Genomic DNA, 18,659 nt, shown 5'->3' with positions numbered 1-18,659 from the left:
CAGAATTTGCCCGGCGCGTTACGGCTTTCTCGCCACCGGCACGTCAATACTTTTCAAAATATCGACAAACACCGACGGCTCCTCTTTGTTGAACAAGAGCCACACGCGATGGCGCGCGCGGGTTATCGCCACGTACAGTAAGCGCCGCTCCTCTGCATCCGGGAAATCTTCCGGAACAGGCAATAACGCCTCTTCCATCACGGATTCCCGCGCCGGTGCCGGGAAACCGTCGCTCCCCTCTTTCAGCCCCACCACAATTACGTAGTCGGCCTGCTGCCCTTTACTGGCGTGAATGGTCATAAAATCGAGCTGTAGTTTTGGCCAGCGCGTTGCCGCTTTTTCCAGCGCCGTCGGCTTGAGGTGGTGATAACGCGCCAGGACCAGAATCCGTTCATCCGGTTTCGCATAGCCGCTCAGTTTATCCAGCAGCGGTTCCAGCTGATCGTCCGCCAGCAGCGTGACGGCCTTTTTATCCCCCGACGTCAGGCTGTTAAGCGGCTTCGACAGCTGATGTGGGTTCTGCTGAATAAAACGGTTGGCAATTTCACCAATCCGCGAGTTGAAGCGGTAGGTGGTGTCCAGATCGCTGCGATCGCCTTCCCCAAAATAGTGATGGAAGGCCGTCGTGAGGGAAAGTTGCGCCCCGCTGAAGCGGTAGATAGCCTGCCAGTCATCGCCCACGGCAAACAGCGACGTGTGTTTATTCTGCGCCCGCAGCGCCGAAAGCAGCGCAGCGCGCTGCGGCGAAATATCCTGAAACTCATCCACCAGAATGTGTTTCCACGGGCTGACGAAGCTCCCTTTCTCCAGAATGATAATGGCCTGATGGATTAGCCCGGAAAAATCGACCGCGTTTTCGTCTTTCAGCGCGGTTTTCCACGCTTTCAGCATCGGCGCCATCAGTTTAACCCGCTTAGAAAACACGGCGCGGATCGACTCCGGTGCGCTTTCTATCATCTCCGCCTGAGAGCCGCCGTGCATGCGCATCAGGCTTACCCACCGGTCGAGACGAGAGCCCAGCCGGCGCGCCAGCTTTTCATCCTGCCAGAAACTGCCCTCCGGCACCTCCCAGTTGAGTTCCTCTTCAAGCCACTGACGCCAACCTTTCGCCTGCGCCTTTTTTTCACTGCACTGCTGACGCCATGCCTTGATAAACAGCGCCTGGCGAGCCTGAGCATCATTCTCCAGCTTGCTGACAACAGGGACTTTTTTGCTGCCCTGTTGAATGATGTGTAAAGCGAGGGAGTGGAACGTGCGCGCCGAGATATCCTGGGTATGCAAACGCGCCTGAATGCGCTCATCCATCTCCTGCGCCGCCTTGCGACCAAAAGCCAGCAGCAAAATCTGGTCGGCAACTGCCTCGCCCGTTGTCAGAAGCCAGCCCGCGCGCGCCACCAGCACCGACGTTTTGCCGCTCCCTGCGCCTGCCAGCACCAGTAAAGAGTGCTCGCCATTCACCACTGCGCGCGCCTGAGCAGGATTGAGAGGCGATGATTCCACCGTACTGAAGAAATCGGCATATTGCGTAAGCATCGCCTCAGTCCAGGCCTGGTTATGCGCCAGACGGCTTTTCTCGATATCGCTAAGCCAGGCCTGACACTTCCGCCACGCATCGCGACAGTTATCAAATTCCTCAAGCCGCGCCACCGGTAAAGGCAATGCCGTCAGCGCCTGGGTGATTTTTTGCTGAAGCCCGGCGGTTTGCTGGCGCGTCAGCCACTTCTGCTGCGTATTGCTTAGCGCGATATCGTCCAGCACCTGATGCAGCACCTGTGCGGCAATCACGCTCATCTCCTGGCTCCACTGGTGCCAGCGCATGTTCAGATGATGGTGGAAGCGTTGGGTTTCCGCCCACTCGGTCCCGTGGAGTCGCACCACTTTCTCTGCCGGTAAAACGAACTCCAGCTCCCCCCATACCAGCCCTCGTTTACAGTGAATGGCCAGTAGCTGATTAAACGGAATAAGGTATTCGTGGCGTTCACCGGAGACTTTCACTCCCGCATTAAGAAGCACAACCTTGTCGTAAGGGTGCTGCGCCAGGCGTTTGCCCATTGAAGTTGCTTTCAGTTCCATATCCTGCCGGATCCACGAGGTCATAATTTGTCAGACAGTTTAACTGCCAGTTTTAAGGTGCTCCAGCCCAAAAAAACGTTACAATCACCGGGCGTTAATCATATCGAAGGAAATGAGGGTTTATGCGTACCGTTCTGAATGTGTTGAATTTTGTCCTTGGCGGTTTTGCCACCACCCTTTCCTGGCTTTTTGCCACCCTGGTGAGCATCGTGCTTATCTTCACCCTTCCGCTGACGCGCTCCTGCTGGGAAATCACCAAACTGTCCCTCGTTCCTTATGGAAATGAAGCGATACACGTGGATGAACTGGAGCCGGAAAGAAAAAATGCCCTGATGAATACCGGCGGCACGCTGCTGAATATTTTATGGCTAATCTTCTTTGGCTGGTGGCTGTGTCTGATGCATATCTTCGCCGGTATCGCCCAGTGCATTACGATTATTGGCATTCCGGTTGGCCTCGCTAATTTCAAAATTGCCACCATCGCCCTGTGGCCGGTAGGACGCCGAGTTGTTCCGGTCGAAGTCGCGCAAGCCGCGCGTGAAGCCAATGCCCGTCGTCGTTTTCAGTAATAAGGACTGGCCGCTCTCATGCTAAGCCCCCTGCTTCGTCGCTATACATGGAACAGTAACTGGCTGTATAACGTCAGGATATTTATCGCCCTCTGCGGCACCGTCGCTCTGCCGTGGTGGCTGAATGATGTGAAGCTCACCATCCCCCTCACGCTTGGGGTGGTGGCCGGCGCGCTGGCGGATCTCGACGACCGCCTGGCCGGTCGTTTGCGTAATCTGGTCATCACGCTGGTCTGCTTCTTTATTGCTTCCGCCTCCGTTGAGCTGCTTTTCCCGTGGCCCTGGCTGTTTGCCTTAGGGCTGACGGTGTCCACCAGCGGCTTCATTTTGCTCGGCGGCCTCGGGCAACGCTACGCCACTATCGCGTTTGGCGCCCTGCTGATTGCCATTTACACCATGCTGGGCGTCTCTCTTTACGATCAGTGGTATCAGCAACCGGTCCTGCTGCTATTGGGCGCTATCTGGTATAACCTGCTGACCTTAACCGGGCATCTTATTTTTCCGGTTCGTGCCTTACAGGACAACATTGCCCGCAGTTACGAACGGCTGGCCCACTATCTTGAGCTGAAATCCCGGCTGTTTGATCCGGATATCGAAGAGGACAGCCAGGCGCCCCTGTACGATCTGGCGCTGGCAAATGGCCAACTGGTCGCCACGCTGAATCAGACCAAAGCGTCTCTGCTCACCCGTCTGCGCGGCGATCGCGGTCAGCGCGGTACCCGGCGCACCCTGCACTACTACTTTGTTGCCCAGGATATTCACGAGCGCGCCAGCTCCTCGCATGTGCAATACGCTGACCTGCGCGAGAAATTCCGCTACAGCGACGTGATGTTCCGTTTCCAGCGTCTGCTGTCGATGCAGTCTCAGGCCTGCCAGCAACTTGCACGCTCAATACTGCTGCGCACGCCCTATCAGCACGATCCTCGCTTTGAACGTGCATTCAGCCACCTGGATGCGGCGCTCGATCGCGTTCAGGCCAGTGGAACTTCGCCGGAACAGTTCAAAGCCCTGGGATTCCTGCTCAACAACCTGAGAGCCATCGATGCTCAGCTCGCCACCATTGAGTCTGAACAGGCGATGGCGATGCCGGGCAATGACGCTGACAACCAGCTTGCCGACGACAGTCTCAACGGTTTCAGCGATATATGGCTGCGCCTGAGCCGTCATTTTACGCCGGAATCCGCCCTCTTTCGCCATGCGGTAAGGATGTCGTTGGTACTGTGCGTCGGCTACGCGTTTATCCAGATAACAGGATTGCACCACGGCTACTGGATCCTGCTGACCAGCCTGTTCGTCTGCCAGCCGAACTATAACGCTACCCGCCATCGACTCGCGCTGCGTATTGTCGGGACGTTAGTCGGGGTCGCCATCGGGCTGCCGGTGCTCTATTTTGTGCCTTCAGTAGAAGGGCAACTGATCCTGATTGTGATTACCGGGGTACTGTTCTTCGCCTTCCGCAATGTGCAGTATGCCCACGCCACGATGTTCATCACGCTGCTGGTTCTGCTCTGCTTCAATCTGCTGGGTGAAGGCTTTGAAGTGGCCCTCCCCCGCGTGATCGACACGCTTATCGGCTGCGCCATCGCCTGGGCGGCGGTGAGCTTTATCTGGCCGGACTGGCGTTTCCGAAATTTACCGCGCGTGTCCGACAGAGCAATGAACGCCAACTGCCGCTATCTGGACGCCATACTTGAGCAATACCATCAGGGTCGCGATAACCGTCTGGCCTATCGGATTGCCCGTCGCGATGCGCATAACACTGACGCAGAGCTGGCTTCCGTTGTCTCGAATATGTCAACTGAGCCGCGCGCCACGGCAGAAATCCGGGAGATAGCCTTCCGCCTGCTGTGTCTGAACCACACGTTCACCAGCTATATCTCTACCCTTGGCGCCCACCGAGAGAAACTGACGAATCCGAGCATCCTGGCACTGCTGGACGATGCCGTTTGCTACGTTGATGATGCGCTTCATCATCAACCTGCGGACGAGCCACGGGTTCACCAGGCACTGGATGAACTGGTGCAACGTATCGCACACCTTGATCCAGGCACCGACAACAAAGCTCCGCTGGTCCTTCAGCAAATTGGCCTGCTTATCGCTTTGCTGCCGGAAATTTGTCGGCTGCGACAGCAGATCGCTACCTGGCGGAATGATGGCCCTGCGACTCAGGCAGCGCATTAAACCACTCCGTAAGCTCCCGGCGAATATCCGCCGGGAGTGCCGCTTCATGTAACCCTTCAATCGCGCCTTCAAGCGCGAACAATACCCGGATACTCAGCGCTTTATTCTTAGAGCGCATTTTCAGCCAGCTCGTCTTCGCCCCCAACTGTCGTAGCGTCTCTTCATTGGTAATGCCCGCCTCCATAAGCAGGACCTCAATCTGAAAGGTCAGGTTCGGCAGATCTTTAAGCCGGTTACGCTGATGGCGCTGGTAGCGCTCTTTCCTGGCGGCATCGAGCGCAAACGAGGAGAGCTGAAGCAGTTTTTCCCTGTTTTGCCACAGACCTTCATCCACACGGTAGTAATTAAGCAGCACAGGACGTCCTCGTTTCATCAGGGTCAGAAAAGAGGACGCGTTTTTTACACAGTATTTTGCACTTTGCTCACAGGCGCGAAGGTAAAGCTCACCGTCAGACACCATCGCGAACACCGCTTCATCCACGGCCAGGGTATAACCGCCAAACAGGGCGCGATGATGAATTTCGCCCAGCGGAGAGAGGTATTCTTGAGATTGATAAATCCGATCATAAGATATCTTTTTCATGATAATTCCATTAAAAATCATACAGTAACCACGATATTTCTTACTAACGGATCCGTTAGCAGGAAAATAGGCAACTTATTGCCGTTGGGCAAGATGATTTTTTCAGGTTCACCAGGAATGGATGAAATTTGCGAGTCGCTTTCCGAAAATGAGGTTGATCTTTATGCATACAGGGGTTACTGTATATCCATACAGTAACTACAGGGCTGGAATGAATATGTACACTTCAGGCTATGCAAATCACTTAACACCTTCTACTTCTGCCGCAGGCAATGCTGCGCAGAATTCTATCGGGCGTGAATCGACAGGGCTTATCAGTGAAGTGGTTTACCGTGAAGACCAGCCGCTGTTGACACAACTCTTACTCCTGCCGCTTTTGCAGCAGCTCGGGCAACAGTCTCGCTGGCAGCTCTGGCTGACGCCACAGCAAAAATTAAGTCGCGAATGGGTTCAGTCGGCTGGCCTGCCGTTAGCGAAGGTGATGCAGATTAATCAACTCTCCCCTTGCGATACGGTCGAGTCGATGGTCCGGGCATTACGTACCGGGAACTATAGCGTCGTGATTGGGTGGTTGCCTGAGGATCTGTCGCAAGAGGAACATTTGCGTCTGACTGAAGCGGCTGAAGAAGGTAACGCGATGGGTTTCATCATGCGGCCAGTTCGTGGAGATTCCTATCGCAGAGGACAACATCCCGGGCTAAAAATTCACTCAAATGTGTACCATTGAGTCATTTTAAGAGTTTTCCTGGAATTTTTTTCGACCGCAGTATGCAAAAAAAGTTCAACGCGCCAAAACTGCGGCAAGGCTTGTCTGACGCGGTTCTCGTTAATTTTACTGCACAAAATTCGTTCAAAAATTGTTAAATATTAGGTATACGGAACTTTTTTTTTCATATGCCTGACGGACTTCACACTTGTAAGTTTTCAGCTACGTTGTAGACTTTACATCGCCAGGGGTGCTCGGCCTAAGCCGAAGATATCGGTAGGTTTATATTTGACCACGCCCCCCGGTGAAGGATTTAACCGTGATTCCTCCGATGGAGATATTCATGGCAAATTTTGGATGATAACGAGGCGCAAAAAATGAAAAAGACAGCTATCGCGATTGCAGTGGCACTGGCTGGCTTCGCTACCGTAGCGCAGGCCGCTCCGAAAGATAATACCTGGTATGCAGGTGGTAAACTGGGCTGGTCTCAGTTCCATGACACCGGTTGGTACAACAGCAGCCTGAACAACGATGGCCCTACTCACGAGAGCCAGCTGGGTGCAGGTGCGTTCGGTGGCTATCAGGTTAACCCGTATGTTGGCTTTGAAATGGGTTACGACTGGTTAGGTCGTATGCCTTACAAAGGCGACAACGTAAATGGCGCTTTCAAAGCTCAAGGCGTACAGCTGACCGCTAAACTGGGTTACCCAGTAACTGACGATCTGGACGTGTACACCCGTCTGGGCGGCATGGTATGGCGTGCAGACTCCAGCAACAGCATCGCTGGTGACGACCACGACACTGGTGTTTCCCCAGTATTCGCTGGTGGCGTTGAGTGGGCAATGACCCGTGACATCGCTACCCGTCTGGAATACCAGTGGGTTAACAACATCGGTGACGGTGCTACCGTTGGTGTTCGTCCAGACAACGGCATGCTGAGCGTTGGTGTTTCTTACCGTTTCGGTCAGCAGGAAGATGCGCCAGTCGTAGCTCCAGCTCCGGCTCCAGCGCCAGAAGTACAGACCAAGCACTTCACTCTGAAGTCTGACGTTCTGTTCAACTTCAACAAAGCTACCCTGAAACCAGAAGGTCAGCAGGCACTGGATCAGCTGTACACCCAGCTGAGCAACCTGGATCCTAAAGACGGTTCTGTAGTGGTTCTGGGCTTCACCGACCGTATCGGTTCTGACGCTTACAACCAGGGTCTGTCTGAGAAACGTGCTCAGTCTGTAGTTGATTACCTGGTATCTAAAGGTATCCCAGCTAACAAGATCTCCCCACGTGGTATGGGCGAATCTAACCCAGTTACCGGTTCTACCTGTGACAACGTGAAACCACGCGCTGTACTGATCGACTGCCTGGCACCAGATCGTCGCGTAGAGATCGAAGTTAAAGGTATCAAAGACGTTGTAACTCAGCCTGCGGCATAAGTTATCGTCTTATAAAAAAACCCCGCCATGCGGGGTTTTTTATTATCTGAAGAAAAGTAAAAAGCTTATTTTTTACCTAACAGTGCCTGTAGATCGTTTTTCAACGTCGACATCTGGCTGGCATACTTCTCTTTGTGCTCGGCATCTTCAATCAGCTGCACCACCGTTTCCGACAGGGTTTTCCCGCGCCGTTGCGCAAGCCCGGCCAGACGCTGCCAGACCATGAATTCCAGGTCGATGGATTTCTTACGGGTGTGCTGATGCTCGGCATTGAAATGCCGTTTACGACGAGCACGGATAGTTTGCTTCATCCGGTTTAACAAGGCCGGATTAATGTGTTTCTCAATCCAGCCGTTGACCTGTACCGGTTCGTTTTCGAGGGTCAGCAACATATCCACAGCTTCTTGTGCCGCGCTGGCTTCGATGTAGCAGGTGATCAGCTCCCCTTCACGGTGCTTTTTGACCAGGTACTTCCATTTCCAGCCGCTTTCGAGGTTTTCCAGTTGTTGATATTTCATTGCGATCTCAGTGTTACCGTGTAACTCTGTTCAGAATATCAGTTTTTTGGCAATCTGCTGAAAAGAAATCATATCCTGTGAAACGTCGCAGGCGATCCGCATGACGAAAACCCGAATCCTGATTGGGCAGAGTGCGCCGCTTACGGTATACTCCACGGTTTTACTTCTGACTAAAAAACATCAACTTTGACCATTACGAAACTTGCATGGCGTGACCTGGTTCCGGATACCGAGAGCTATCAGGAGCTGTTTGCACAGCCAGACCTCACAAAAGAACACAAATTCATACTTAGCGAGACACAACCGCGTTTGCATTACGCGCTGGAGCAGATGTCATCCCCATGGGCTACATCTCCTTTCATGCTGCTCAAAGCCCCGGAAGAAGCCGAGTATCTGACGCTTCTCGGTGATGCCATGCGCCAGTTGCAGCCAAAAACGAATGCCGTTTTTGGTGGTCAGTATCATATTGCCGGTCGCGACGTGACATTCGAACCTGCCACGCAGGCAGATGGATTGTTCGCTGCAAAAGGCGAGGTGATCACCGCCAACTGGGTGGAAGCAGAACAGTTGTTCGGCTGCCTTCGTCAGTTCAATGGCGATGTTTCACTGCAACCCGGGCTGGTACACCGCGCGAATGGCGGCGTATTGCTCATCTCCCTTCGCACACTGCTTGCGCAGCCGCTGCTGTGGATGCGCCTGAAAACGGTGGTGACGCAGCAACGTTTTGACTGGGTAGGCTTCGACGATTCACGTCCTCTGCCTGTTTCCATTCCGTCTATGCCGCTGTCGCTGACCGTCGTGCTGACGGGTGACCGTGAATCACTGGCTGACTTCCAGGAAATGGAGCCAGAACTCGCGGAGCAGGCGGTTTACAGCGAATTTGAAGACAATATTCAGATTGCAGATGCCGATGACATGGCGCAGTGGTGTCAGTGGGTTATGGCCGTGGCGGAACGTTCCGCGCTGCCCTCACCTGCCGAGGATGCGTGGCCGGGCTTAATCCGAGAGGCCGTACGCTACACCGGCGATCAGGAAACCCTGCCGCTCTGTCCGCTCTGGATCGGCAAACAGCTGCGTGAAGTGGGCGTTATCAGCGGCAATGGTACGTTCAACGGTGAGCAACTGAGCCAGATGCTGGCCCAGCGTGAATGGCGCGAAGGCTATCTTGCTGACCGTATGCAGGATGAAATTCTGCTTGAACAGATTCTGGTGGAGACCGAAGGCGAACGTATCGGGCAAATCAATGCCTTGTCCGTCATCGAGTTCCCCGGGCACCCACGCGCCTTTGGTGAGCCTTCCCGTATCAGCTGTGTCGTACACATTGGTGACGGCGAATTTACCGATATCGAACGCAAGGCCGAACTGGGCGGAAACATTCATGCCAAAGGCATGATGATCATGCAGGCATTCCTGATGTCTGAACTTCAGCTCGAGCAGCAGATCCCCTTCTCTGCCTCGTTGACCTTTGAGCAGTCCTACAGTGAAGTCGACGGCGACAGCGCCTCAATGGCGGAGCTGTGCGCCGTGATCAGCGCGCTTGCAGACGTGCCGATTAACCAGAATATTGCGATTACCGGGTCCGTGGATCAGTTTGGCCGTGCCCAACCGGTGGGCGGACTGAATGAGAAAATCGAAGGCTTCTTCGCAATCTGCCAGCAGCGCGGTTTAAACGGCAAACAGGGCGTGATAATTCCGGCACCTAACGCTCGCCATTTGAGCCTGAGCCAGGCGATTCTGGATGCGGTAGAGCAGGAACAATTCACCGTCTGGGCCATCGAAGGGGTTGAGGATGCACTACCCTTACTGACAAACCTGGTCTGGGACGGCGAAGGCCAGACAACCCTGATGCAGACCATTCAGGAACGTATAGCTCAGGCGACACAACAGGATGCTCGTCATCGTTATCCGTGGCCGTTACGCTGGTTAAGTTGGTTTAGTGCGAACTGATCGGACTTGTTCAGCGTACACGTGTTAGCTATCCTGCGTCCTTCACTAAAATAAGGCTTACTGAGAACATGGTAGATAAACGCGAATCCTATACTAAAGAAGACCTTCTTGCCTCTGGTCGCGGTGAACTGTTTGGCGCGAAAGGCCCGCAGTTACCAGCCCCAAATATGCTGATGATGGACCGTGTCGTGAAAATGACCGAAACCGGCGGCAACTTTGATAAGGGTTACGTAGAAGCAGAACTCGATATCAACCCGGACCTGTGGTTCTTCGGTTGCCACTTTATTGGCGATCCGGTAATGCCTGGCTGCCTGGGCCTCGATGCCATGTGGCAGTTGGTTGGCTTCTATCTGGGCTGGCTTGGCGGTGAAGGCAAAGGCCGTGCGCTGGGCGTAGGCGAAGTGAAATTCACCGGTCAGGTTCTGCCTACCGCGAAGAAAGTCACCTACCGTATCCATTTCAAACGCATCGTTAACCGCCGTCTGATTATGGGCCTGGCGGACGGTGAAGTGTTGGTTGATGGTCGTCTGATCTATACCGCGAACGACCTGAAAGTGGGTCTGTTCCAGGATACCTCCGCTTTCTGATAACGGCTTTTAGCCCCTTCCAGAAAGGCGAAACCTCCGCATTGCGGAGGTTTCTTTTTAAAGAGACGGTATCAAGCAAGTACTGCCCTGTCTCCGATGGCTTCTCGCCAGCCCCCTAGCCATTGGGACCTTTGATTCAGGGCCTGATAGGGACACATTTCTTTAGAACGTCCGGCGATGCCAGCCTGATAACCACGTTGATGAGCCCTTTCCAGGCGATCTCGTTTCTGTCTCTTCATGCCTCGTTTCCCTCATTCTTTTGTCTGGTGGAAAGAAAACAGTGGTTGCAATATGTGCAAGCACAGTTAACGAATACCCCGAATCTGCGTCAGCGTCAACGTTCAAAATTCATACGGGTGTCATATTTGTGAGCTACATGGAAGATCGTTTGTACAAAAAGTGTGATGCGGGACAAGTAACAACCTGAACGTAAAACGAAAAAAAAGCCGCAATCAGCAAGAAGCTGAGTGCGGCTTTCGTCGATGAATTTTACTTATGGCAGGCGGGAAATCTCTCTTGCTATAGTAGCCGACTCCTGTGCCCATCCCTGCGCAAGTACTTTCACCATTTCGTCATAGCCATCTTTCTGCTGCTTGAGTTCCAGATGGAAAGGACGCTTAATCAGCTGACCCTGGTGATTCAGCAGCCACTCCCCGCTGATAACAACGGCACCATCATAGCGGCCATGGAATCCTGTCACGTTAACATTCAGAGTGTCCTGATCGCTTCCCAGAGGCTGCGAGGCAACGACCCAACCGGGGAGCTGGCTGCTCAGATTCGCCACCAGCGTATTGCGTAGCTGCTGATCCAGCGGGCTGGCCCACAGGTTGTTGTTGGCGATTACATACTGCACATCGCTGGTCTGGTAGACCACCCCGTTGCCCGCCAGGTAATCTGGCACGGCAACCTGCTCAACCCACAGCAGACGGCTGCCCTGCGAGGCACTGCTCTGCGCCCCCGACTGCGCGCTTAACGGCAGCTGGTAGTAGCTTTTGTTATCGCTTCCAGAGCTACAGGCCGTTAATACCAGTGCGCCTGCGATGATTAGCCATTTTTTCATTGTTTCGCCCTCTTAGGCTCAGGATCCTTTTTATCTTTCGCTTCAAACACCAGCGCGTTGCTCTTTTCATTGAGCGTTTTCAGAACGGGCTGTAGCTCGCGTAAAACCTGATCAAGACGTTGCATATCCGCCACCATCTTGTTGTAGGCCGCTGAGCCCGGCTGGAAGCCCTGCATACTGCGATTCAGTTCACGCAACGTTTTCTGCATATCCTGCGGCAGTTGCTGCATGGACTGGTTGGCCGTGATCTTGTTGATATTATCCAGGGTAGTTTGTAGACGTTGCATCGTCGCCTGGCTCTGATGCAGTGATCCCGTCGCAGCCTCAAGCATTGGATTCAGCGGCAGATTGTTGATCTTATCCAGCGTTTCCATCAGACGCTGTTGGATCTGCGCCAGGCCACTGCTAACCGTAGGAATGATTTTGTAGCCGCCAAATCCACGGACTCCCGTCATAGGTGGCGCTTTTGGATAGAAGTCCATATCGACATACAACGCCCCTGTCACCAGGTTGCCGGTTTTCAGCGAGCCACGCAGACCGCGATTCATCAGGTCGCTGATATGCTCCCCAATATCCTGATCCTCACCAATCTGGTTAATTAAACGCTCAGGCTCAATGCGTATCAGCACCGGAATACGATAATCATCATCAAGCATTTGCTTGAGTCCCGGAACAAAGTAAGGCACTTGCCCTACTGTACCCAGACGGATACCGCGGAACTCAACTGGCGCTCCTGGCTGCAAGCCGCGTACAGAGTCCTTAAAGAACATCAGATAATCGATGTGATCGGTATAGAGCGCATCCTGAATGCTTTTTTGATCGTCAAACAATCTGAAGGCGGTTTTTTCCGCCACCGGTTGTCCCAGATCTATACCTTCCGGCACGTCAAAACTGACGCCCCCACCAAACAGCGTGGTGAGTGAACCCATCTCAACGCGCATCCCCGCAGAGGTGAGATCCACAGCGATCCCACTGTCTTTCCAGAAACGAACGTTACTGGTCACCAGTCGGTCATTAGGCGCATTGATAAATAGCTGATAGCTGATGGTCCGTTTTTGCGGATCGAAGGTGCTCGTTTCAACCGAACCGACACGATACCCACGGAACAGCACCGGATCGCCCGGCGAGAGCTGGCCCGCTTTTTTGCTGTCCAGAATGACGCGGATCCCTTTTGCATCCGGTGGCGCAAGCGGCGGTGAATCCAGCAACTGATAGTTTGCTGGCTGGGCGCCTTTATTGCCGGGCTGGAGTTCAATGTAAGCCCCTGACAATAGCGTCCCTAAGCCGCTGATCCCTTCTCTTCCGACCTGCGGTTTCACCACCCAAAAAACGGAATCTTCATGGAGCAGTTTTTCCATGCCAGCATTCAGGCGGGCCTTAATTTCAACATGGGTTAAATCATCCGTCAGGGTCGCGCTTTCCACGACACCCACATCCACGCTGCGGCTCTTGATGGTGGTTTTTCCGCCCTCAATTCCCTCTGCATTGGTGGTAATTAGCGTGACTTCCGGTCCCTGATGGCTGTAATGATAAAACAGGATCCATGCACCGATCAGCGCGGTCACGATGGGGAAAATCCACACCGGCGACCAGTTTCTGACCTTCTGCACTTTAGCCTCTCCACTCTTATTTTCCATGCTCTTACTCTTCCTCATGGCTTGAATCGGGCTCACGATCCCACGATAAACGAGGGTCGAAGGTCATGGCCGCAAACATGGTCATAATGACGACCAAAGCAAACATCAGCGCTCCCATAGCGGGATAAATACTCATCAGCCCACCCATACGCACCAGCGCTGAGAGAACCGCAATCACGAACACGTCAATCATCGACCAACGGCCAACAAATTCCACGACCTCATAAATCAGATGCATGCGCTCACTGTCACGCTTACCGTGCCCTTTTGCATCCCAGCAAAGCCAGGCAATGGCAATCATCTTTAAGGTCGGAACCATAATGCTGGCGATAAATATGACGCCTGCAACAGGGTATGACCCTTCGCTCCACAGCAAAATCACCCCGGCAAGGATGGTCGAGGGCATTCTGTCGCCGAGCAGATCGGTGATCATGATCGGCAAAATATTGGCGGGCAGATAAAGCATGACAGAGGTCACCAGCAGCGCCATGGTCCATTGCAGGCTATTTTTGCGTCGGACGTGACCTTTTGTTTCACAGCGGGGACACACCTCGACATCCGCGGGCAGCACGGCGGTGCAGCAGGAGCAGGAGCGCAGCCCCTGACGGATACCCGGTACGCCCACCTTTACCGTCTGCGAGAGCGTCGGTGCCGGGGCAATATCGTCCCAGGTCCAGCGTCGGTCCACGCACTGGAAAGCGCGCAGTTGCAGCACGCAATACAGACACCACGGAATAAAGCTACTGCCAATCCCCACATCGCCGTAGGCCATCAGCTTCACGAAGCTGACCAGGATACCCGCCAGAAAAATTTCCGCCATCCCCCAGCTTTTCAGCTGGAACAGGATCCGCGCGAGTTTGATTTTAAGGGCGGTGGGCATCCTGACGCGATTGACCAGTAGCAGAATGACGACCAGGCAAAAAGCCGGGACTATCTGCACGAACAGAAGAAAGAAGGTGCCAAGGCTGGCGTAATCTTCCGAGAACATCACGCCTGGAATTTCCAGTAACTCCACCTGGCTTACCATCCCACCCACTTTCATAGAGATGAAAGGGAAGAGATTGGAGAGCAGTAACATGAACAGGGCTGCCAGTGCGTAAGCCGTAGGACGCTGCCTTGGCGCGTCCCACTCGGTCGTCAGCGTAGCTCCGCAGCGCGGGCAGGCAGCCTTATGTCCGTGACCAAGCTCTGGCAACGCCACGAGCATATCGCATTGCGAGCATAAAATATGCCGATCGGCATGGTGCTGGTCACACATAGATTATCCCTGTTTATGCGCCGTTTTTCAGAGACTCAAGGTACTCCCAGCGCTCAAATGCCTCATCCAGCGCCTGCTCGGCCTGGGAGAGTTCAGCCAATACTTTCTGAGTATAGTCGTGAGGCTGCGTAAAGAATGACGCATCAGCGACCTGAATTTGCAGTGCTTCCAGTGCCGCTTCCAGCTCTTCCAGACGCTGCGGCAGCCCTTCCAGCTCGCGCTGCAAGTTATAGCTCATTTTAGCAGGAGACTTTTTGACAGTTTCTGCTTTCACAACAACAGGTTCAGCGACATTTTTGGTCTTCGCCTGTTTTTGCGCCAGCGACTGCGATTGCTGTCCACGCGCGTCATGATAGCCGCCCACATATTGACCGATGCGTCCTTCGCCTTCGAAGATCCAGCACTCGGTCACGGTGTTATCGACAAATTGACGATCGTGGCTGACCAGCATCACGGTTCCCTGATAGCCATCAATCAACTCTTCCAGCAGTTCCAGCGTTTCGACATCCAGATCGTTCGTCGGTTCATCGAGAATCAGTAAGTTACTGGGTTTCAGGAACAGGCGCGCCAGTAAAAGACGGTTACGCTCACCGCCGGACAGCGCGCGCACAGGCGTCAGGGCGCGTTTTGGGTGGAACAGGAAGTCCTGAAGGTAGCCCAGCACGTGACGCGGCTTGCCGTTAACCATTACCTCCTGTTTGCCCTCAGCGAGGTTGTCCATCACCGTACGGTCCGGATCCAGCTCTGCGCGATGCTGGTCAAAGTACGCTACTTCCAGCTTGGTACCACAGTGAATACGACCGCTGTCGGCCTGCAACTGGCCCAGCATCAGTTTCAACAGCGTGGTTTTGCCGCAGCCGTTTGGACCAATAAGCGCAATTTTGTCGCCGCGCTGAACCTGTGCGGAGAAATCGTTCACCAGCACTTTGCCGTCAACCGAATAACTCACGTTCTCCATTTCGAAGACAATTTTGCCCGAGCGGGACGCCTCTTCCACCTGCATTTTGGCGCTACCCAAGACTTCGCGGCGTTCGCTACGTTCGCGGCGCATCGCCTTCAGGGCGCGAACGCGGCCTTCATTACGGGTACGACGCGCCTTGATGCCCTGACGGATCCATACCTCTTCCTGCGCCAGCTTGCGGTCGAACTCGGCGTTTTGCAGCTCTTCCACGCGCAGGTTCTCTTCTTTCTCCAGCAGATAGGTATCGTAATCGCCCGGATAGGTCACCAGCTTGCCGCGGTCGAGGTCGACAATGCGCGTGGCCATGTTGCGGATGAACGAACGGTCGTGGGAGATGAAGATAATGGTGCCATTGAAAGTTTTCAGGAACCCTTCCAGCCAGTCAATCGCTTCGATATCCAGGTGGTTCGTTGGTTCGTCCAGCAGCAGTACCCTGGGCCCGCTCACCAGGGCACGGCCCAGCGCGGCTTTACGCAGCCAGCCGCCGGAGAGCGCCGACAGCTCCATATCCGCTTCCAGGCCAAGCTGAGCCAGCACTTCGTTAATGCGGTTTTCCAGCTGCCACAGGCCGTGGTGATCGAGCATCTCCTGCACTTTTGCCAGCTCGTTGAGATTTTTGTCGCTCGGGTCGGTCATGACCAGATGCGAAATCTCGTGGTAGCGCTTGAGGTATTCCGCCTGCTCTGAAATTCCTTCGGCAACAAAATCGTACACGCTGCCGGTAACGTTACGCGGCGGATCCTGTTGCAGACGAGAGACGACCAGATCCTGCTCGTAAACAATACGGCCGTCGTCCAGCCCCTGCTCACGGTTGAGGATTTTCATCAGCGTCGATTTACCTGCGCCGTTACGGCCGACCAGACAGACGCGCTCGTTATCTTCGATATGCAGCTCTGCATTATCGAGAAGCGGTGAGTCGCTGAAAGAGAGCCACGCGCCGTGCATACTAATTAAAGACATTTATTTTTCCTTTCAGACCGCGGAGATCAGCCAGCAGTTGTGGATTTGACGGTTACGGGCAAAGTCCTGAGACAGCGTTTTTTGGCTGATTTCTTGTGCTTTCAGTCCCAGTTCGGCCAGGCCGTCGTGATCCATGCGGAATCCGCGCTTGTTATTCGAGAACATAATGGTGCCGCCTTTACGCAGCAGACGCTTCAGGTCGGTCATCAGGCGCAGGTGATCGCGTTGAACGTCAAAGCTATCCTCCATACGCTTGGAGTTAGAGAAGGTCGGCGGATCGATAAAGATCAGATCAAACTGCTCGTCGGTATCGCGCAGCCAGCCCAGCACGTCGGCCTGTAACAGGCGATGCTGACGACCGGTTAAGCCGTTAAGACGCAGGTTGCGCTCTGCCCACTCCAGATAAGTACGGGACATATCGACCGTGGTGGTACTACGCGCCCCACCAAGCCCTGCATGAACGCTGGCGCTGCCGGTATAGGAGAACAGGTTCAGGAAGTCTTTGCCCTTGCTCATCTGTCCCAGCATGCGGCGGGCGATGCGGTGATCGAGGAACAGGCCGGTATCAAGGTAATCGGTCAGGTTAACCCACAGGCGCGCATTATATTCGCCCACTTCGATGAAGTCGCCCTTCTCGCCCATCTTCTGATACTGGTTTTTGCCTTTCTGACGCTCACGGGTTTTCAGCACCAGCTTGTTTGGCGAAATGCCGAGTACGGCGATGGTGGCCGCAATCACATCCAGCATACGCTGACGCGCTTTTTGCGCATCAATGGTTTTCGGCGGGGCGTATTCCTGAACCACCACCCAGTCTGCATAGCGGTCAACCGCCACGTTGTATTCCGGCAGGTCAGCGTCGTAAAGGCGATAACATTCGATGCCTTCCTGCTTCGCCCACTTCTCAAATTTCTTCAGGTTTTTGCGCAGACGGTTGGCATAATCTTCCGCCACGCCAGACGGTTTGCTGTCCGCTGCTATCTCTGCCAGATGGTAGTTTTTCTGCACGCAGTCCAGCGGGCCGTTTTTCGCCTTGAACTGGCGATCGGCACGTAATTGCAGGCAGCTCAGCAGCTCCGGCGAGGCGCTAAACAGGGAGAGGTTCCAGCCGCCGAAATGCGCTTTCATGTTGCGGCCCAGCAGGCTGTGTAGCGCAATCAGCGCTGGCTCGCTGCCAAGACGCTCACCATACGGCGGGTTGCTGATCACCGTACCGTACGGGCCTTTTGGCAGCGGATTGGTCAGGTTCGCCACATCTTTGACGTCGAAGGTCACCAGCTCACCGATACCGGCTCGACGGGCGTTGCTGCGCGCGCGTTCAATCACCCGTGGGTCGTTGTCCGAACCGTAAAAGTGAGAGGTGTACTCCGCCAGCCCTTTACGGGCACGGGTCTGCGCGTCGTCTTTGACCTCTTTCCAGAGGTCTTCATCGTGCTGCGCCCAGCCTTTGAAGCCCCACTGTCCACGATGCAGCCCTGGCGCGCGGTCGGTGGCCAGCATCGCGGCTTCAATCAGCAGCGTACCGGAACCGCACATTGGATCGAGCAGCGGCGTACCCGGCTGCCAGCCGGAGCGCATCACGATAGCGGCGGCCAGTGTCTCTTTGATTGGGGCCATGCCGGTGCGATCGCGATAGCCGCGCAGATGCAGGCCTGCGCCGCTCAGATCCAGGGAAATACTGGCAGTGTCGCCGTTCAGCCAGACGTTGATACGCAGATCCGGGTTTTCACGATCTACGTTCGGACGTTCTCTATTACGACGCGTGAAGCAGTCCACAATGGCGTCTTTGACGCGCAGGGCGCCGTACTGGCTGTTGCGGATCTCATCGTTGACACCGTTGAAATGCACCGCAAAGGTGGCGTCCGGGGTGAAGATCTCTGTCCAGTCGATCATCTGTACACCGGTGTAGAGATCAAGATCGCTGTAGACCTTGCACTCTTTCATCGGCAGCATGATGCGCGACGCCAGACGGCTCCACATCAGGCTCTGGTAAATAAGCCGCGTGTCGCCCTCAAAATGGACACCACCCTGAACCACCTGGCACTCTTTCGCGCCCAGGGTTTCCAGTTCAGTTTTTAACAGCTCTTCCAGCCCACGGGCCGTACTGGCAAACAGAGAATTCATATCGTCACTTTTACTCATAGAAAATTGTCGCGCATTATAGCTAATATGGCGTGTATGTCATAAAGTTG

At 54.4% G+C, this 18,659-nt stretch carries 15 protein-coding genes; 6 read left to right on the top strand and 9 right to left on the bottom strand.

Annotation, left to right across the window (positions count from 1 at the left end; genetic code table 11):
• Nucleotides 1-18: 18 nt before the first annotated feature.
• Complete coding sequence (gene helD, locus ACOT1A_RS11620) at nt 19-2,073, bottom strand: DNA helicase IV (RefSeq protein WP_276170354.1); 2,055 nt, start codon at nt 2,071-2,073, stop codon at nt 19-21.
• A gap of 122 nt (nt 2,074-2,195) precedes the next feature.
• Between helD and ACOT1A_RS11615 the strand changes: the two genes are divergently transcribed.
• A complete protein-coding gene (locus ACOT1A_RS11615) occupies nt 2,196-2,642 on the top strand; it encodes a YccF domain-containing protein (protein WP_023299745.1) in 447 nt (148 codons plus the stop codon).
• A gap of 18 nt (nt 2,643-2,660) precedes the next feature.
• On the top strand, nt 2,661-4,823 hold the full coding sequence (yccS, locus tag ACOT1A_RS11610) for a YccS family putative transporter (protein WP_105322613.1): 2,163 nt from the start codon (nt 2,661-2,663) through the stop codon (nt 4,821-4,823).
• On the opposite strand, the gene ACOT1A_RS11605 is transcribed toward yccS, so the two are convergent.
• Nucleotides 4,780-5,406, bottom strand: a complete 627-nt coding sequence (locus ACOT1A_RS11605) for a TfoX/Sxy family DNA transformation protein (RefSeq protein WP_023299743.1) — start codon at nt 5,404-5,406, stop codon at nt 4,780-4,782. The two genes, yccS and ACOT1A_RS11605, sit on opposite strands and share 44 nt — an antisense overlap.
• Nucleotides 5,407-5,623: 217 nt before the next feature.
• Between ACOT1A_RS11605 and sulA the strand changes: the two genes are divergently transcribed.
• Both sulA and ompA read left to right on the top strand, forming a co-directional pair.
• Entirely contained in the window at nt 5,624-6,133 is a 510-nt protein-coding gene (gene sulA / locus ACOT1A_RS11600; protein WP_032610196.1) for an SOS-induced cell division inhibitor SulA, read from the top strand.
• A 356-nt stretch (nt 6,134-6,489) separates the two neighbouring features.
• Entirely contained in the window at nt 6,490-7,542 is a 1,053-nt protein-coding gene (gene ompA / locus ACOT1A_RS11595; RefSeq protein WP_276170353.1) for a porin OmpA, read from the top strand.
• Nucleotides 7,543-7,607: 65 nt separating this feature from the next.
• Here the strand turns inward: ompA and matP are convergent, their stop codons facing one another.
• The gene (gene matP / locus ACOT1A_RS11590) at nt 7,608-8,060 is read right to left on the bottom strand and encodes a macrodomain Ter protein MatP (RefSeq protein WP_006809347.1); all 453 of its coding nucleotides are present in this window, start codon (nt 8,058-8,060) and stop codon (nt 7,608-7,610) included.
• Nucleotides 8,061-8,246: 186 nt separating this feature from the next.
• Between matP and ACOT1A_RS11585 the strand changes: the two genes are divergently transcribed.
• Nucleotides 8,247-10,007, top strand: coding sequence for a Lon protease family protein (locus ACOT1A_RS11585; protein WP_276170352.1), 1,761 nt, complete (start codon nt 8,247-8,249; stop codon nt 10,005-10,007).
• A 68-nt stretch (nt 10,008-10,075) separates the two neighbouring features.
• On the top strand, nt 10,076-10,594 hold the full coding sequence (gene fabA, locus ACOT1A_RS11580; RefSeq protein ID WP_000227926.1) for a bifunctional 3-hydroxydecanoyl-ACP dehydratase/trans-2-decenoyl-ACP isomerase: 519 nt from the start codon (nt 10,076-10,078) through the stop codon (nt 10,592-10,594).
• A gap of 71 nt (nt 10,595-10,665) precedes the next feature.
• On the opposite strand, the gene rmf is transcribed toward fabA, so the two are convergent.
• The 6 genes from rmf to rlmKL form a co-directional block, all read right to left on the bottom strand.
• A complete protein-coding gene (gene rmf, locus ACOT1A_RS11575) occupies nt 10,666-10,833 on the bottom strand; it encodes a ribosome modulation factor (protein ID WP_003858162.1) in 168 nt (55 codons plus the stop codon).
• Nucleotides 10,834-11,087: 254 nt separating this feature from the next.
• On the bottom strand, nt 11,088-11,654 hold the full coding sequence (gene pqiC / locus ACOT1A_RS11570) for a membrane integrity-associated transporter subunit PqiC (RefSeq protein ID WP_022647654.1): 567 nt from the start codon (nt 11,652-11,654) through the stop codon (nt 11,088-11,090).
• Entirely contained in the window at nt 11,651-13,291 is a 1,641-nt protein-coding gene (gene pqiB / locus ACOT1A_RS11565) for an intermembrane transport protein PqiB (RefSeq protein WP_276170351.1), read from the bottom strand. The genes pqiC and pqiB overlap by 4 nt, the downstream gene beginning before the upstream one ends.
• Before the next feature lie 4 nt (nt 13,292-13,295).
• Entirely contained in the window at nt 13,296-14,549 is a 1,254-nt protein-coding gene (gene pqiA / locus ACOT1A_RS11560; RefSeq protein ID WP_063137582.1) for a membrane integrity-associated transporter subunit PqiA, read from the bottom strand.
• A gap of 13 nt (nt 14,550-14,562) precedes the next feature.
• A complete protein-coding gene (locus tag ACOT1A_RS11555) occupies nt 14,563-16,470 on the bottom strand; it encodes an ABC transporter ATP-binding protein (RefSeq protein WP_276170350.1) in 1,908 nt (635 codons plus the stop codon).
• Between the two features lie 12 nt (nt 16,471-16,482).
• Nucleotides 16,483-18,591, bottom strand: coding sequence for a bifunctional 23S rRNA (guanine(2069)-N(7))-methyltransferase RlmK/23S rRNA (guanine(2445)-N(2))-methyltransferase RlmL (gene rlmKL, locus ACOT1A_RS11550; RefSeq protein ID WP_276170349.1), 2,109 nt, complete (start codon nt 18,589-18,591; stop codon nt 16,483-16,485).
• Nucleotides 18,592-18,659: the final 68 nt, after the last annotated feature.

Source organism: Enterobacter cloacae complex sp. SYL003 (assembly GCF_049236925.1).
Taxonomy (GTDB): domain Bacteria; phylum Pseudomonadota; class Gammaproteobacteria; order Enterobacterales; family Enterobacteriaceae; genus Enterobacter; species Enterobacter intestinihominis.
This window is presented reverse-complemented; position numbering and strand designations above follow the sequence as displayed.

Coding starts and splice junctions, on each gene's coding strand:
- helD (WP_276170354.1), bottom strand. CDS start 2,073: ATGGAACTGAAAGCAACTTCAATGGGCAAACGCCTGGCGCAGCACCCT.
- ACOT1A_RS11615 (WP_023299745.1), top strand. CDS start 2,196: ATGCGTACCGTTCTGAATGTGTTGAATTTTGTCCTTGGCGGTTTTGCC.
- yccS (WP_105322613.1), top strand. CDS start 2,661: ATGCTAAGCCCCCTGCTTCGTCGCTATACATGGAACAGTAACTGGCTG.
- ACOT1A_RS11605 (WP_023299743.1), bottom strand. CDS start 5,406: ATGAAAAAGATATCTTATGATCGGATTTATCAATCTCAAGAATACCTC.
- sulA (WP_032610196.1), top strand. CDS start 5,624: ATGTACACTTCAGGCTATGCAAATCACTTAACACCTTCTACTTCTGCC.
- ompA (WP_276170353.1), top strand. CDS start 6,490: ATGAAAAAGACAGCTATCGCGATTGCAGTGGCACTGGCTGGCTTCGCT.
- matP (WP_006809347.1), bottom strand. CDS start 8,060: ATGAAATATCAACAACTGGAAAACCTCGAAAGCGGCTGGAAATGGAAG.
- fabA (WP_000227926.1), top strand. CDS start 10,076: ATGGTAGATAAACGCGAATCCTATACTAAAGAAGACCTTCTTGCCTCT.
- rmf (WP_003858162.1), bottom strand. CDS start 10,833: ATGAAGAGACAGAAACGAGATCGCCTGGAAAGGGCTCATCAACGTGGT.
- pqiC (WP_022647654.1), bottom strand. CDS start 11,654: ATGAAAAAATGGCTAATCATCGCAGGCGCACTGGTATTAACGGCCTGT.
- pqiB (WP_276170351.1), bottom strand. CDS start 13,291: ATGGAAAATAAGAGTGGAGAGGCTAAAGTGCAGAAGGTCAGAAACTGG.
- pqiA (WP_063137582.1), bottom strand. CDS start 14,549: ATGTGTGACCAGCACCATGCCGATCGGCATATTTTATGCTCGCAATGC.
- ACOT1A_RS11555 (WP_276170350.1), bottom strand. CDS start 16,470: ATGTCTTTAATTAGTATGCACGGCGCGTGGCTCTCTTTCAGCGACTCA.
- rlmKL (WP_276170349.1), bottom strand. CDS start 18,591: ATGAATTCTCTGTTTGCCAGTACGGCCCGTGGGCTGGAAGAGCTGTTA.